The organism is Chelatococcus sp. HY11, assembly GCF_018398335.1.
Taxonomy (GTDB): domain Bacteria; phylum Pseudomonadota; class Alphaproteobacteria; order Rhizobiales; family Beijerinckiaceae; genus Chelatococcus.
The window spans coordinates 3,608,934-3,624,821 of the sequence record NZ_JAHBRX010000001.1 but is presented as its reverse complement, the minus strand read 5'-3'; the positions used below and the strand labels follow the sequence as shown (position 1 = coordinate 3,624,821).

Sequence of the window (15,888 nt, the reverse complement as noted above, 5' to 3'; positions counted from 1 at the left end):
CCGAAGGCGTGAACAACGCCCCGCCGTGCCGCGCCGCGGCGATCCCGTGCATAGGGCTGGACCGCCATCCCCTCGCAGGCGCTTGATCGACGGTTTCGGCACCGCATCCCAAGCTGAACGTGTGACTGGACAATTGCCTGTCTTCGGTCAACTTTGGCGCCGCCCCGCGTTGCGTGGACGGTGAGAGGCGCCTCTTGCTCTTCCCCTCCGCCCGCGTCCGGTGGCGTCCGGCGTGAGGGTTGACGGAGAGGCTTCTGGCCAAGGGCGATCATATTGTGGCTCCCGCGCATGCGACGCGCGTTCAGGCGTTGCTCGCGGCGTGCATTTCGCTGGGCCTCGTGCTGGCCCTGACCGTTTCCATGCCATTCGCGCGCCTTCCCACGCATGGCACGGAGGCCCTGCTTCCGGCCTATGCCGCGGCGACGTTCATCCTGGAATTGATGACGGCAGCGCTCCTGTTCGCGCTGTTCAACGCCCAACGCACGGGTGCGCTCCTGCTCCTGGCATCGGGCTATCTGTTCTCCGCCCTGACAATACCCGCATGGGCGATTTCCTTTCCGGGCGTCTTCGGCAGCCTCGGGATCGACTTCGGCCTCCAGGCAACCGCGGCGGTTGCTGCCCTTCGGCGCCTGGCCTTTCCTCTTTCCATCCTGGCTTATGCCCTCGCACCAGTCTGCGACCGGATGAGCATGTCGCCCGGGCGCGCGATCGCGGCCAGCATCGTCGGCGTTTGCCTGGCCGCAGGGCTGCTGACAGGAGCGATCCTTGTCAATCACCGGGGGCTTCCCACGCTCATGCTGGATGCGCGGCAGGTTGATTCTCTATGGTTCTACGTGCCCGGGCTTGCTCTCTTTCTCTACGGCGTCAACATCGTCCTTCTGCTGTGGCGTCGTCGCGCACCCCTGGACATCTGGGTATGTCTCGTTCTCTTCTCGCTCTTCATCGAGTTGTTGACGATCTCCTATCTCGGAGGCGCCATCCGGCTCAGCGTGGGCTGGTGGACAGGACGAATTTACGGGCTTGTCGCCGCCAGCGTCATATTGCTCGTTCTCCTCTCCGAAAGCGCGCGCGTCCAGGGAAGGCTCGTGGAAACGATCGCGGCTGAGCGGCGCGCCCGTCAGAACCGGCTGACCGCCATGGAAGCCCTGTCGGCATCGATCGCCCACGAGATCAACCAGCCTCTCACGAGCATGATCACCAATGCCTCGGCCGCCCTGCGCTGGCTGGCCAGACAGGAGCCGCAGGTCGACAAGGCCGATGCCGCCTTGCGGCGCATCGTGGATGACGGGCATCGCGCCAACAAGGTCGTCGCCGGCATCCGGGCCATGTTCAGCAAGGGTACGCAGGAGCGCGCGGAAGTTGACTTGGGCGCGGTGGTGTTGGAGGCCGTGAGAACGGCGTCCGCCGAGGCGAACCACGGTGGCATCGATCTTGAAGTCGATCTGGAGCCGCAATTGCCCGCCGTGAACGGCAATGGCGCCCAGCTGCATCATGTCCTGCGCAATCTCATCGAGAACGCCATCGACGCGGTGAAGGCGGGCGGAGAGCGCTCCCGGCGCGTCATTCTGCGCGCGCGGCGCGACACATATGGCGTGGTCACGGTCAGCGTGGAGGACAATGGAACCGGCGTCGCGCATGCTATCGCGGATCGCGTGTTTGATCCGTTCGTTTCGACGAAACCGGGTGGCATGGGGATGGGCTTGATGTTCTGCCGATCCGTCATCGAGGCCCATGGCGGGCGCATCTGGGTCACGCCGAATTTCCCGCGCGGGGCCGTCTTCCATTTCTCCCTGCCTGCAGCCATTTTGTCGGCGGCAGGGCCGAAGACTGTTGATAGGGACGCGCAGGTGGAGCGATGACGGATTCCGTTGTCTATGTCGTGGACGATGACCAGTCCGTAAGAGCCTCCCTCGAAAGCCTTCTCGCATCCGAAGGCCACGCGGTTCTGACGTTCGATTCCGCGCAAGCCTTCCTGGAGGCGCCCCGGCCCCCCCTGCCCGCGTGCCTTGTCCTCGATGTCCGGTTGCGAGGCGTGAGCGGCCTGGAGTTCCAGCGGGAACTCGCACGCAACGGCATCCTGACGCCGATCGTCTTCATCACCGGCCATGGCGATGTCCCGATGTCGGTAGCCGCCATGAAAGCCGGCGCGATTGAGTTCCTGATGAAGCCTTTCCGGGATCAGGATCTACTCGACGCGGTCCACAACGGTATCGACATGGACCGCCGCCGTCTCGCTCAGGATCGGCAAATCACGGAATTGCGCGATCGATACGCATTGATGACACCCCGGGAGCGGGAGATCATGCCCCTTGTGGCAAGCGGCTTGATGAACAAACAGATCGCGATGGATCTCAAGCTGAGCGAAGTGACCGTGAAGGTTCATCGCGCCCAGATCATGACGAAGATGCAGGCGAGGACGCTCCCCGACCTCGTACGCATCGTCGACCGTCTCGCGACGGATCCTGCCAAGGCCTAGCGGATCGAGCCCGCAGGATCGCCCTCTGCCACCCTATACTCAAGTTCAATGGCACCTACATGAGTAGACAATTGCCGCCTTGCCGTGAGATTTCCTAAAATGAAGCTGCCGCTCGCAGAGGACAGCCATGCCGACCGCCACGCCCACACCCGGTAAGCGCCTGCTCGATCCCAGCAATCACGCGCTCATTCTCATCGACTTCCAGTCGCAGATGGCTTTTGCGACGAAATCCATCGACGCCGTCGCGCTGCGCAATAACGCGGCGCTGGTTTCCCAGGCGGCCGCCGGCTTCAAGGTGCCGACGATCCTCACGACGGTTGCTGAAAAAAGCTTCTCGGGTCCGATGTTCGACGAGATTATCGAGGCCTTCGCCGGACAACCGATGCTCGATCGGACGTCGATGAATATTTGGGAAGACGCCGCGGTCATTGCGCGGGTCAATGAGATCGGTTCATCGAGGATTGTCCTCGCCGGTCTCTGGACGAGCGTGTGCATCGTCGGACCCGCACTATCTGCCCTCGAACAGGGCTACGACGTCGCGGTCATCGCGGACGCATGCGGTGATGTGTCCTCGGAGGCGCATGAACGCGCCATGGAACGTATGGTCCAGGCTGGCGCGGTGCCGATGACATCTCTGCAATATCTTCTTGAACTCCAGCGTGACTGGGCCCGGTCGGAGACCTACGATCTAACAACGGGCATCGCCAAGAAATTCGGCGGAGCGTACGGTCTTGGTATTATCTACGCCAAGTCGATGTTCGATGCTTCCGAGGGACATTAAGCACCCTATTGCCCCGGGTTGAAATTCGGTGAAGTGTTCACCACTCCGGGACTTTGATCGGGCAAGAGTGAAGGTTCTGCAGGCTACTCGGCCTTGAGCGATGTCCGATCAGGGCGCATGGTCTCATGGCAGGGCCGGATGGCAGGGCCGGATCGATTGCCTTGGAACAGGCCTCTCGTACCTTCCGTCGCGGCCCGCACGGGCGGGTCGTGGAAACTCCATCATTCGAGTGAAGGATTGACCTCCATGCCAAGCGTTACCACCAAGGACGGCGTCGAAATTTTCTTCAAGGACTGGGGTCCCAAGGACGCACAGCCCATCATGTTCCACCACGGCTGGCCGTTGAGCGCCGATGATTGGGACGCGCAGATGCTGTTCTTCCTTGCTAAGGGCTATCGTGTGGTAGCCCATGACAGACGCGGTCACGGTCGCTCAACGCAGGTTTGGGACGGTCATGACATGGACCACTACGCCGCCGATGCCGCGGCCGTGGTCGAGCATCTCGACCTCAAGAACTCGGTTCACATTGGGCATTCGACAGGCGGTGGAGAAGCGTTGCACTTCACCGTCAGACACGGCAAGGGCCGCGTCGCCAAGCTCGTGCTCATCGGCGCCGTGCCGCCCCTCATGCTGAAGACGGATGCCAATCCGGGCGGGCTACCGATCGAGGTCTTCGACGGATTCCGCAAGGCCCTGGCCGACAACCGCGCCCAGTTCTTCCTCGATGTCCCCGCCGGTCCGTTCTACGGCTTCAACCGCCCCGGCGCGAAGGTCTCCCAGGGTGTGATCGAGAACTGGTGGCGCCAGGGCATGGCCGGCGGTGCCAAGGCCCATTACGACGGCATCAAGGCCTTTTCCGAGACCGATTTCACGGAGGATCTCAAAGCCGTCGAGGTTCCGACATTGGTGATGCACGGCGATGATGACCAGATCGTCCCCTTCGCCGATTCCGCGCCGCTGTCGGCCAAGCTCGTGAAGGGCTCCACCCTGAAAGTCTATCCGGGCTTCCCGCATGGCATGTGCACGACACACGCCGATGTGATCAACGCGGATCTCCTGGCTTTCATCGCGCAGTAAGGCGGGAAAACCGGTCCAATTGGCTGGTTGCCCTTCGGCGCCGGCCAATCGGCGGGTGTCGCCAGCCCTGAGCATGGCGGCGCCGCCCTCCTCTCTCTGCTTGAGGTTGCCCTATGACGACTGCCGCTGATCTCATTCTGCTCAACGGCAAGGTCACGACGCTGGATCGTTCCAACCCGCAGGCACAAGCCGTTGCGATCAAGGACGGTCGGATTCTTCTCGCCGGCACGGACGCAGATGCGATGGCGCATGCCGGCCCCGGGACGAAGATTGTGGACGTCGCGGGGCGCCGCGTTGTGCCTGGGCTGATCGACAGCCACATGCACATCATTCGGGGTGGATTGAACTACAATATGGAACTGCGCTGGGATGGGGTGCGCTCCCTCGCGCAGGCCATGGACATGCTCAGGACACAGGTTGCAATCACGCCACCGCCGCAATGGGTGCGTGTGGTCGGTGGTTTCACGGAGCATCAGTTCGCCGAAAAGCGCCTGCCGACGCTTGAGGAAATCAACGCCGTCGCGCCCGACACGCCTGTCTTCATCCTCCATCTCTATGATCGGGCCTTGCTGAATGGCGCGGCGCTTCGCGCCGTCGGCTATACCAAGGACACGCCGAACCCTCCCGGTGGCGAGATCGTTCGGGATGCGCGCGGAAACCCGACCGGACTCCTCATCGCACAGCCCAATGCCACGATACTCTATGCAACGCTTGCGAAAGGGCCCCGGCTTCCGGCCGAGTACCAAAAGAACTCGACCCGCCATTTCATGCGTGAGGTCAATCGTCTCGGCGTGACGAGCGTGATCGACGCCGGAGGCGGTTTCCAGAACTATCCCGACGACTACGCGATCATTGAGGAACTGCACCGCGAGGGTCTTCTCACGGTGCGCATCGCCTACAACCTCTTCACCCAGAAGCCGAAGGAAGAACTGCGGGACTTCGAAAGCTGGGCGATGCAGGTGCGTCCCGGCCAGGGCGATGATCTCTATCGTCATAACGGCGCCGGCGAGATGCTCGTCTACAGTGCCGCCGACTTCGAAGACTTCCAGATGCCGCGCCCCGAGATGCCGTCGAACATGGAGGCGGACCTCGAGCCGGTCGTCCGTCTTCTCGCGGAAAACGGGTGGCCCTGGCGCCTGCATGCGACCTATGACGAGACCATCTCGCGCGCGCTCGATGTCTTCGAGAAAGTGAACCGGGATATCCCGCTTCGTGGCCTCAACTGGTTCTTCGATCACGCTGAAACGATCTCCGACCGCAACATCGAGCGGATCGCCAGACTGGGCGGCGGCATCGCCGTGCAGCATCGCATGGCCTATCAGGGCGAGTATTTCGTCGAGCGCTACGGCCACCGGTCCGCGGAACGCACGCCGCCAATCCGCAAGATGCTGGACATGGGCGTGCCCGTGGGGGCCGGAACAGATGCCACGCGTGTCGCCTCGTATAATCCATGGGTCTCGCTTTACTGGCTCGTGACGGGCAAGACTGTCGGAGGCCTCTCACTTTACCCGGCATCGAATCGTCTCGACCGGGAGACAGCCTTGCAGTTGTGGACGCAGGCCAATGGCTGGTTCTCGAATGAGAGCGGCAAGAAAGGTCAGATCAGGACCGGGCAGCTCGCTGATATCGCCGTCCTGTCCGCCGACTACTTCAGCGTTCGCGAGGACGAGATTCAGGACATCACCGCCGCGCTGACATTGCTTGGTGGGACGCCGGTCCACGGTGATGGTGATTTCCGGCCTTTGGCACCCGACCTCCCGCCGCCCATGCCCGACTGGTCCCCGGTGCGCCGTTTTGGCGGCTACCAGCAACGCGCCGAGGCGCTGGCCGCCACCGCTGCCGTCGCGTCGTTCTGTGGCTGCGCCAACAGCTGCAATGTCCACGGCCATGGTCACGCAACCGCGTGGGGCGCCGATGTTCCGGTGTCCGATGCCCGTTCCTTCTGGGGCGCGCTCGGCTGCGCCTGTTGGGCGGTCTGAATTGTGAGCACATTTGAGGCGATGGCAGGGCGGCCGTATTTCACGATGATCCGAACAGCGTTGAGGTAACAGGGTGAGCCCATCCGAGAAACCAGCCGCCAGCCCGACGGGCTCCAGCGGCTTCGCGCCGCTGCGTCGCTCGGTTTTCGCCGTCCTTTGGGTTGCCACCGTTCTCGGCAACACCGGTAGTTTCATGCGCGATGTCGCCAGTGCCTGGCTGGTGACCGATCTTTCGGCTTCCCCGGCTGCGGTCGCGGCCGTGCAAGCCGCCGGGATGCTGCCAGTTTTCCTGCTCGCCATTCCGGCGGGGGTTCTGTCGGACATTCTCGATCGCCGCCGCTTTCTCATCGCCATCCAGATCATGCTGGGCTGCGTCAGCGCGACCTTGATGCTTCTCGCGCAGAGCGGGCTGATGAGCGTGTCATTGCTGATCGCCCTGACATTCGTCGGCGGTATCGGCGCCGCGCTCATGGGCCCAACCTGGCAATCGATCGTGCCGGAACTCGTGCCGAGGGCGGAACTCAAGGCCGCCGTTGCCCTCAATTCACTAGGGATCAACATCGCTCGCTCGATAGGGCCGGCGGTGGGCGGGTTCTTGCTCGCGGCCTTCGGCGCGGCGGTGACCTACGGCGCGGACGTGGCGAGCTATCTCATCGTGATTGCGGCGCTCCTCTGGTGGAAACGACCAAAAAGCGCGGAGGACGAACTCGGCGAACATTTCGCCGGCGCCTTTCGCGCGGGCCTGCGCTACGCGCGCGCCAGCCGCGAACTGCATGTCGTCCTGCTCCGGGCGCTGGTGTTCTTCGCCTTTGCCAGCGCCGTGTGGGCGCTGCTGCCGCTGATTACCCGCGAACTGCTCCGTGGCGACGCGGCGTTCTATGGCGTTCTGCTGGGCTCCGTTGGCCTCGGCGCGATCGGTGGCGCGCTGGTCTTGCCCGCCTTGCGCGAGCGCCTCGGCGTCGACGGCCTCATGCTGACCGCGGCCATCGTCACGGGCGCCGCAGCGCTCGCTTTGGCAATGGCGCCGCCGCGCTGGTTAGCGGTGGCGATCCTTCTCGCCATGGGCGGGGCCTGGATCATCGCTCTCACGACACTCAACGCGACCGCGCAAGCCATCCTCCCCAACTGGGTGCGGGGGCGGGCGCTGGCCGTCTATCTGACGGTGTTCAACGGCGCGATGGCCGGCGGAAGCCTCACCTGGGGGCTCATCGCCCAGGAAATCGGGCTGTCCGCGACGTTGATCTTGTCCGCGGCGGGCCTCATCGCGAGCGGGCTGCTTGTTCATCGGGTCCGGCTGCCAAAGGGCGAGGCGGACCTGACGCCTTCGCATCACTGGCCAGAACCTTCCCTTGCCGAACCCGTCGCGGATGACCGGGGGCCGGTTCTCATCCTCATCGAGTACCGGATCGCGCAGCGGGATCGCACGGCGTTCCTTTCCGCCCTGGAAAGGCTATCCCACGCGCGCCGCCGTGATGGCGCCTATAGCTGGGGTGTCACCGAGGATGCCGCTGATCCGGAAATCATCGTCGAGTGGTTCATGGTGGAATCGTGGGCGGAACATCTGCGCCAGCACCGACGCGTTTCCCATGCCGATGCGGATGTGCAGGGCGAGGTCCGTCGTTTCCATATTCTCGATGACGGACCCACGGTGCGCCATCTCCTTGCCGTGCATGCGCGGCAGGGCCAGCCTGGCAAATGACAAGTCACATGGGGCGGATCGTGGATGTGCTGCGGCTGTTCGAGCCCTTCTACAGCACCGAACCGAATGGCATGGGACTTGGACTGTCCATCTCGCGTTCGATCGTCGAGGCGCGTCGCGGTCGGATCAAGGCGATCGCCCAGGCTGAAGGTGGTATGACCTTCCGGATCACTTTACCCCTGCCGATAAAGGATTTGCCGTTGTGATTGCGACCGGGAACCCGCCACGCGTCGCCGCTGAGGCGAGCGAGCCCCTCGTCATCGTGGTGGATGATGACGATGCCCTTCGGGCGGCGCTCTCAAGCCTTTTCCGGTCGATTGGCCTGGATGTCATGCTTTTTGCCTCGGCGGCGGAGTTCCTGGCGGCTCCGATCCCGGACGTCCCGCGCTGCCTGGTGCTGGACATCCGATTGCCTGGTGTCAGTGGGCTGGAGTTCCAGAGCCAGCTCTCTCGCTCGGGCTTCAACATGCCGATCATTTTCATGACGGGATATGGCGATATTCCGATGACTGTCCGCGCCATGAAGGCTGGAGCGGTTGATTTTCTCACCAAGCCCTTCCGCGACCAGGATATCCTCGACGCCGTGGCGACCGCCCTCGATCAGGACCGGTCCAGGCGCAAATCCGACCAGGCCATCGCGGATGTGCAAGCGCTCTACAACACCCTGACGGAGCGCGAGAAGGAGATCATGGCCTTTGTGACCGCCGGCCTGATGAACAAGCAGGTCGCGGCCGAAGTCGGGCTGAGCGAGATTACCGTCAAGATTCATCGCGGGCACGCGATGAAGAAGATGGAGGCGCGGTCGCTGGCCGATCTCGTGCGCATGGCAGAGCTTCTGCAATTGCCGAAGCCCAAGATCGCCTCACGGCGTTAGGGCATATGGGCAGTTGCCGCGTTGAAGCCACCGCGATGACCTTCGCTAGTCTCAAGCAGGCTGCGGGTCCTTGCCCGGAATGATCGCGCCACTCCCAACAAAGCCGGGGCACATCACCCGGAACAAGTCCCCTGTTCTGGGCTTCCCCTCGCCGCGTGGCCACACCAGCCCCAAGAGATGGCCCCTGTAAACCTTGATATGATATCCCGGCGGCGAGCAACGCCCTATATGTCGGGGGTATTGGGGGCGTGCGGCCTGCGCGCGTGCGGGCCATCTGGAAGGATTTTTCGAAGTGCGCCAATCTGCGATGATCTCGATCATCGACGACGACGAATCTGTGAGAACCGCAACGGCGAGCCTCGTCCGTTCGCTGGGGTTGGCGACGAGTCTGTTCGCGTCCGCCGAGGACTTTCTCAACTCCGAACAGCTGACCTGCTCGGACTGCGTGATTACTGATGTCCAAATGCCAGGCATGAGCGGCATGGAGCTGCAAGTCCGTCTCAAGGCCAGCGGCAATCCCGTGCCCGTCATCGTTATCACCGCCTTCCCCGAGGAGCGGCTGCGCCACCAGGCCATGTCCGCGGGCGCGATCGGGTTTCTCAGCAAACCCTTCGACGGCGGCGAGATGGTGGCTTGCCTGGATCGCGCATTGCAGGATCCCCAGGGGCAGCAAGTGTCCCTGTAGGGTCACCCTGCACTGATAGTAATGCCACGAGGCGTCCACCGTCGTTGCCGGCGTCGCCCGTATTATAAGAAACCTCAAAATAGCTTATTCCGTCCGATACCGGACACATTAAAACACGATTATTATAATCCCGCTTGCATATCCCGATGTAAACGGATGTATAATTCAAATATCCTAGCGAACGATTTCCAAAGAACGTATCACTCCGTAAACTGCCTGTATCGTTCAGCGCAACACGGACAGCCAAGCGGTTGGCGAGAATTGAACGGCGGAAGGCTGGTCCTGATGCTGAAGCGCGTTGGCCTTTCCCGGAGCTATGGAGCCCTATGATGACGACAGTTCCCGCAAAAATGCGACAGATCGCCCCCCTGCGCACACCGACGGATCTCGGGGCCGATGCAACGCGTGACATTGCCGCCGCCCTGACAGGACTTCTGGCCGATGTCTTTGCGCTCTACATCAAGACAAAGAATTTTCATTGGCATATGTCCGGTCCCCATTTCCGCGATTACCATCTTCTGCTTGATGATCAGGGCGATCAGATCTTTGCGATGACTGATGCCATCGCCGAGCGGGCGCGCAAGATCGGCGGCACGACGCTACGTTCGATTGGCCACATCCATCGGCTGCAGCGCCTTGCCGACAACGATGCGCCCTATGTAACGGCGGCGGACATGCTCTCCGAGCTGGGCGAAGACAACAAGCAGTTGACCGCATTCCTGCGCGCCGCCCATGGTGTCTGTGAGGACTACAATGACGTGGCAACGACCAGCCTGATCGAGGTGTGGATCGATGAAACGGAGCGGCGCACGTGGTTCCTCTACGAGGCCACGCGTTCCAACGTCTGAGCGGACCATGCAGGAACACCGATGAGTCGCACGCGTCTCATCGGCGCGCAGTTGCGGTGGAGAAACATCATGTCTCAAACGGAAATTTCGGCAGCTGGCGCGCTGCAGCCCGGTCAGCCCGCGCCAGCCTTCACCCTGCCGGCCACACCGGATCAGCAGCTATCCCTCGCTGATCTTCGCGGGCAGCCGGTGATCCTTGCCTTCTATCCAGCCGACTGGAGTCCGGTTTGCGGCGACCAGATGACCCTCTACAATCAGGTCTTGCCTGAATTTCATCGGTTCGGCGCGCATCTCGTCGGCATTTCGACCGACGGGGTCTGGTGTCACGCGGCCTTTTCCGAACAGCGCAAGCTTCACTTCCCGCTTCTGGCCGACTTCGAGCCGAAAGGCGGGGTTGCCAGAAGCTACGGCGTCTATCGCGCCGCGGAAGGCACGGCCGCGCGGGCCCTGTTCGTCATTGATCCGGCCGGGGTCATACGCTGGAGTTATGTCTCGCCCGTTGGCCTCAATCCAGGGGCTGACGGAATTCTCAGCGCATTGGAAGACCTCGCGCAAAATCCACAAGGACTGGGAGCCCAGCCATGAGCCGCCTCACCGTGCCCGTCAGCGTCGAAGATCATATCCAGGGACCACGCGACGCGCCTGTCACGCTTCTCGAATATGGGGATTACGAGTGCCCCTACTGCGGTGAGGCCTATCCGGTCATCAAGGCAGCCCAGGAAGCGCTGGGAGACCAGCTCCGGTTCGTGTTTCGCAATTTCCCCATCACCGAAGCCCATCCTCATGCCGGTCGCGCCGCCGAATTTGCCGAGGCCGCCGCAACGGCCGGACGCTTCTGGGAGGCGCACGATCTTCTCTACGAGCATCAGGACGCACTGGAAGACCTCGACCTCATCGCCTACGGTGAGACGGTAGGCCTCGACCGCTCCGCGGTTCTCAAGGCCTTCGACGGCCGCTATGACGGCAAGATACGCCAGGATTTCATGGGTGGGCTGCGCAGCGGCGTAAACGGGACACCGACGCTTTTCATCAATGGAGAGCGTTACGACGGGCAGCGCGACGTCGCCAGCTTGGTTGCCGCACTCGAGCGAGCCGTTTCCGGCCGCGGCTGACCGAAACACCGGCGCGGCAGCGATCCCAACCTATACCTGAGGTGGGGAGAAGCCCTACCTTTAGCTAATGACATGGCACTCGCCGATCGGCTTATGATCCGACATCCTCGGCCTCATAAGTGAACATGCTCCGTATGCGACGAGATGCTGCTCCGAACTCGCTCACCTTGACGTGGCGTTATGCTGGAGCCGCACTCTTCGCTGCGTCCGTGTTCGCCATCGATAGCTTCACGGCCCTCGGCAGCGCCGTCGCCGTCCTTTATGTTCTCGTGCTGCTGGTCGTAGGCGAGAAATCGACACCGCAAGGCCTGTATGCGGTGGCGGGCGCCTGCATCGCGCTCACGCTGTTCAGTTATGTCTACGGTCACGGTCTTACTGGTGAGATCGACGTATTGTTGCGCCTGGTCTTCAGCATCGCCGCGATTCTGGCGACGACGTTCATACTCCTTGAGCGACTCGACGATCGTAAAACGGTAGCGGCGCAGGCTGAACTTCTTGAAGTTACCAGCGACGCGATCTTTCTCACTGATGCCTCAGGACTGATAACCTATTGGAACAGCGGCGCGGAGAGGCTGTATGGCTGGCCTTCCGAGGAGGTCCTCGGGCGCGACCCTCACCAACTCCTGCGCAGCCAGCTGCCCCTTCCGCGCGCCGCGATCAATGACAGCCTGCGCGACCATGGGAGCTGGGAGGGCGAGATCGCGCAGTCGACCCGGAATGGGCGAACCGTCTATGTCTTCAGCCGCTGGCGGCAGCGCAGCACCACCAATCCCAAGCTCAACACCATTCTCGAGAGCAACACCGACGTAACGGACCGCAAGGCCGCGATCGAGGCCCTCGCGAAGAGCGAAGAACGCTTCCGGACGATCTTCGAGACGCTGGCGGTCGCGATCTGGGAGCACGACCTTCGTCCTGTAAAGGACGCTTTGGACGCGCTGAGGGCGAGTGGCATCACCGATATGCCGTCCTATCTCGCCAGCCATCCGGATTTCGTGCGGAGCCTGCGCCGCACGGTCCGGGTGACGGATGTCAACACGACCGGCCTCAAGCTCATGGGCATCGCCACCAAGCAGGAGTTCTTCACGCATCTCGACGATTTTCTGGCCGACGCGGATGACAGCTTCGCGGCCTTTCTCGTCGCTCTGGATGCCGGAGTTTCGTCCTATGAGAACGAGGCTATCATCAGGACCAGGCGCGGTGAGATCCTGCGGGTGATCGTCGCCTTCAATTTCCCGCCGCGCGATATGCTCGACCGGGTGCAGGCCTGCATTCTGAACATCACGGAGCGCGTGAAGGCGCAGGAAGCATTGCAGCAGGCCCGTAACCAGCTCGACCATGCCCTGCGCGCCGCGACGGTCGGCGAAGTGTCGGCTTCGATCGCCCATGAGATCAACCAGCCTCTCGCCGCCATTACCACCCATGCCGCCGCCGCCCGCCGCTGGATGGACCGTGACCCGCCCAATCTCGGTGAAGTCCGCGCCTCGCTTCAAGAGGCGAGCGCAGCCGCCATGAGGGCCTCGGAAGTGGTGCGCCGCATTCGCCTATTCATGACACGCGTCGAGCCGGACCGGATGTCCCTGCCGGTGAACGCGCTGGTCGAGGAAGCCATTCATCTCATCCAGAACGAACTTGGCGCCAATAGCGTCAAACTGACGACGGCTCTGGAAGCCGAGGGCGCCGCAATCCTGGGGGATCGAGTTCTGCTTCAGCAGGTCGTCATCAATCTGATGAATAACGCGATCCAGGCCATGCAGATCCTGGCGCCCGACAAGCGCGCCTTGTCCGTCCGCACTGTGCTGAGCGGCGAGAGCGTGCTCATCGCGGTGGCGGACAGTGGGCCTGGCTTCTCGGAGGAGGCGGCGCAGAAGGCCTTTGAGCCCTTCTACACCACCAAGGCCGGCGGCATGGGTCTTGGCCTTGCCATGTGCAGAACGATCCTCGCGGCCCATGATGGGGATATCCGCGTCGCAACATCGCCGGGGCATATGGGCGGCGATGTCACAATTCGCCTGCCCTGCGCAATCGCGGCTTTCGCCGGAACGAGGGAGCCCAGCCGAACCCTGTGAGTCAGCCGCGCGGCTTCAGATGACCTGACAACGCGTCGATAAAGAGCCGCACCTTGGCCGGGACCATGCGACGCGATGGATAGACCGCCCAGATCGACAATGGCTCGGGATAGGCATCCGCGAGGGAAATCGAAACAAGCGCGCCCTCCTTCAGATCCTGTTGCACATCCCAATGCGACAGGTTCGCGATCCCAAGTCCGCCGCGACAGGCCTCATGAATCGCATCGATCGAATTGGCCGTGAAGCGTCCGAGCACCTTGATCCGCCGGGACATATCCCCTGAACGGAAGTCCCAATGCGAGGATGCACTGACCATGAGACACTCATGCCGCTGCAGGCCGGCGAGTTCGGTAGGTACACCAAAACGATCGATATAAGCTGGAGACGCGACCAGAAGGCGCGGATTGTCCGCCAGGCGTTTCGCAATGAGACTGCTGTCAGCAAGGTCGGCGATGCGCACCGCGAGATCGATTCCCTCTGCGACGATGTCGACAAGGCTGTCGGTCAGCAGGAGGTCGATCTTGACCTCTGGATTGGCCCTCATGAACTCCACGGCAAGGGGGGCCACGACCTGCCGACCAAAAGCCAAAGAGGCCGTCAGGCGCAGAAGCCCGCTTGCGCCAGCGGCCGTGCCGCGCAGGCTAGCCAGTGCCACCGCCTCCCCCTCGACCAGCGCCTGCGCATGGGGCAGAAAGGCTTGTCCTTCGGCTGTCAGGGACAGCGAGCGGGTCGTCCGCTGCACGAGCCGAACACCCAATTCGTGTTCAAGGGCCGCCAGAAGCCGCGTCGCCGTCATGGGCGTGATGCGCAGCCTGCGGGCGGCGCCCGCCAGACTGCCCGCGGACGCCGTTTCCACCAGAACTGCTAGCGCCGCGAGATCCATAATAACAGAATACGATACAACCGTGCATCACGGGAAGACACTATAACCGCGACCGCTACAATTCTATCTTCCAAGCCAATGCGGCCCGTCGGAATCGCGCGGGCTTGCGTGCCGCAGCTCCACATACAGGAGCCCTGGCGCCGAGGAGACCAGCATGACGACCCAAGAAACAGCTCACAGCCCAGCTTCCGAGGGCGATGCCCGCCCTGAAGCCCCGCCAGGCTCCGGCACGATCTTCGCGATGGCTGCCGCGGCGGGACTGGCGGTCGCCAATATCTACTACAACCAGCCGATGCTTGCGCTGATCGAGCAGGATCTGCCCGGGGCCGCGAGCGCCGCCATCCCCACCGCGACGCAGCTCGGCTACGCCGTCGGTCTGTTTTTTCTCGTGCCGCTCGGCGATCTGGTTGAGCGTCGGCGGCTGATCGTCGTGCAGCTCGTCGTATTGGCCGCCGCGTTGGTTCTGGCGGCCGTTGCGCCGACCGCGGCGCTTGTCGTCGCCGCCTCATTCGCGGTCGGCCTGTCGGCGACGGTCGCGCAGCAGATCGTGCCGTTCGCCGCCCATCTCGCCCCGCCTGAAAAGCGTGGAGCCACGGTCGGCACCGTGATGGCGGGGCTCCTGACGGGCATATTGCTCAGCCGGACCCTTGCGGGCTTTGTGGCGACCCACGGCGGTTGGCGCGAGATGTTCTGGCTCGCCGTGCCGATGGCCCTGGCGGCCGCGGCTCTGATGGCCGCTGTCCTCCCCCACAGCGCGCCTGATTCACGGATGAGATATCGTCCGCTGCTCCATTCGATCCTGCATCTGTGGCTGGAATTTCCTGCCCTTCGCGTCGCAGCGCTGACTCAGGCCGCCCTTTTCGCCGCCTTCACGGCCTTCTGGACGATTCTCGCCTTCCGGCTGGAAGAGCCACGTTTCGGATTGGGGGCCGATATCGCGGGATTGTTCGGGCTGGTCGGCGCCGTCGGCATCCTGGCCGCGCCGCTCGCGGGGCGTTTCGCTGACAGAAAAGGGCCCCATCGCGCCGTGATGCTTGGCGCTGTCGCGACCTTGGTGTCCTGGATCGTCCTTGGGGCCTGGGATTCTATCATCGGGCTCGTTGTCGGGGTGATCCTGCTGGACTTCGGCATACAGACCGCCCTGGTTTCCAACCAGCACATCACCTTCTCGCTGCGGCCCAGTGCACGCTCGCGGCTGAACACGATCTTCATGGGGGCGATGTTTCTCGGAGGCGCCTTTGGCTCGGCTGCCGCAACGATGGCGTGGGACTACGGCGGTTGGTCGGCCGTCAGCGCTCTGGGCCTGACGCTCAGCGCACTCGCGACAATCCTGCAGGCACGCGGCCGACGGAGCCGGGGGGAGTCACAGAACGTATGAGGCCCTCGCGAGCCCTGGAAGACCCGTAGG

The 15,888-nt window shown here is 63.0% G+C and carries 15 protein-coding genes; 14 read left to right on the top strand and 1 reads right to left on the bottom strand.

What is annotated here, in order from left to right; genetic code table 11:
• The first annotated feature begins 239 nt into the window (after positions 1-239).
• From KIO74_RS16555 to KIO74_RS16495, 13 genes are all read left to right on the top strand, one after another.
• Complete coding sequence (locus KIO74_RS16555; protein ID WP_249731024.1) at positions 240-1,859, top strand: sensor histidine kinase; 1,620 nt, start codon at positions 240-242, stop codon at positions 1,857-1,859.
• Positions 1,856-2,476: a response regulator transcription factor gene (locus tag KIO74_RS16550; RefSeq protein ID WP_213332900.1), complete on the top strand. Its 621-nt coding sequence runs from the start codon at positions 1,856-1,858 to the stop codon at positions 2,474-2,476. Before KIO74_RS16555 ends, KIO74_RS16550 begins: the two co-directional genes overlap by 4 nt.
• Before the next feature lie 127 nt (positions 2,477-2,603).
• Positions 2,604-3,257 carry a hydrolase gene (locus KIO74_RS16545; protein WP_213332899.1) on the top strand — a complete coding sequence of 218 codons (654 nt, stop codon included), beginning with the start codon at positions 2,604-2,606 and terminating at the stop codon, positions 3,255-3,257.
• A gap of 246 nt (positions 3,258-3,503) precedes the next feature.
• A complete protein-coding gene (locus KIO74_RS16540; protein ID WP_213332898.1) occupies positions 3,504-4,334 on the top strand; it encodes an alpha/beta fold hydrolase in 831 nt (276 codons plus the stop codon).
• 113 nt (positions 4,335-4,447) lie between these two features.
• Positions 4,448-6,313 (top strand): amidohydrolase, encoded by a 1,866-nt coding sequence (locus KIO74_RS16535; protein ID WP_213332897.1) that lies wholly within the window; start codon positions 4,448-4,450, stop codon positions 6,311-6,313.
• Between the two features lie 73 nt (positions 6,314-6,386).
• Positions 6,387-8,012, top strand: coding sequence for an MFS transporter (locus KIO74_RS16530; protein WP_213332896.1), 1,626 nt, complete (start codon positions 6,387-6,389; stop codon positions 8,010-8,012).
• Positions 8,013-8,020: 8 nt separating this feature from the next.
• Complete coding sequence (locus KIO74_RS32255) at positions 8,021-8,218, top strand: ATP-binding protein (protein WP_283772129.1); 198 nt, start codon at positions 8,021-8,023, stop codon at positions 8,216-8,218.
• Entirely contained in the window at positions 8,218-8,886 is a 669-nt protein-coding gene (locus tag KIO74_RS16520; RefSeq protein ID WP_213335594.1) for a response regulator transcription factor, read from the top strand. The genes KIO74_RS32255 and KIO74_RS16520 overlap by 1 nt, the downstream gene beginning before the upstream one ends.
• A 307-nt stretch (positions 8,887-9,193) precedes the next feature.
• Positions 9,194-9,571 carry a response regulator transcription factor gene (locus tag KIO74_RS16515; RefSeq protein ID WP_213332894.1) on the top strand — a complete coding sequence of 126 codons (378 nt, stop codon included), beginning with the start codon at positions 9,194-9,196 and terminating at the stop codon, positions 9,569-9,571.
• Between the two features lie 329 nt (positions 9,572-9,900).
• Positions 9,901-10,419, top strand: a complete 519-nt coding sequence (locus KIO74_RS16510; RefSeq protein ID WP_213332893.1) for a Dps family protein — start codon at positions 9,901-9,903, stop codon at positions 10,417-10,419.
• Positions 10,420-10,488: 69 nt separating this feature from the next.
• Positions 10,489-11,004, top strand: coding sequence for a redoxin domain-containing protein (locus KIO74_RS16505; RefSeq protein WP_213332892.1), 516 nt, complete (start codon positions 10,489-10,491; stop codon positions 11,002-11,004).
• Positions 11,001-11,531 carry a DsbA family protein gene (locus tag KIO74_RS16500; RefSeq protein ID WP_213332891.1) on the top strand — a complete coding sequence of 177 codons (531 nt, stop codon included), beginning with the start codon at positions 11,001-11,003 and terminating at the stop codon, positions 11,529-11,531. Before KIO74_RS16505 ends, KIO74_RS16500 begins: the two co-directional genes overlap by 4 nt.
• A gap of 134 nt (positions 11,532-11,665) precedes the next feature.
• Positions 11,666-13,597, top strand: a complete 1,932-nt coding sequence (locus KIO74_RS16495; RefSeq protein ID WP_213332890.1) for a PAS domain-containing sensor histidine kinase — start codon at positions 11,666-11,668, stop codon at positions 13,595-13,597.
• 1 nt (position 13,598) lies between these two features.
• On the opposite strand, the gene KIO74_RS16490 is transcribed toward KIO74_RS16495, so the two are convergent.
• Complete coding sequence (locus KIO74_RS16490; protein ID WP_213332889.1) at positions 13,599-14,480, bottom strand: LysR family transcriptional regulator; 882 nt, start codon at positions 14,478-14,480, stop codon at positions 13,599-13,601.
• Positions 14,481-14,634: 154 nt separating this feature from the next.
• Between KIO74_RS16490 and KIO74_RS16485 the strand changes: the two genes are divergently transcribed.
• Positions 14,635-15,858 carry an MFS transporter gene (locus tag KIO74_RS16485; protein ID WP_213332888.1) on the top strand — a complete coding sequence of 408 codons (1,224 nt, stop codon included), beginning with the start codon at positions 14,635-14,637 and terminating at the stop codon, positions 15,856-15,858.
• Positions 15,859-15,888: the final 30 nt, after the last annotated feature.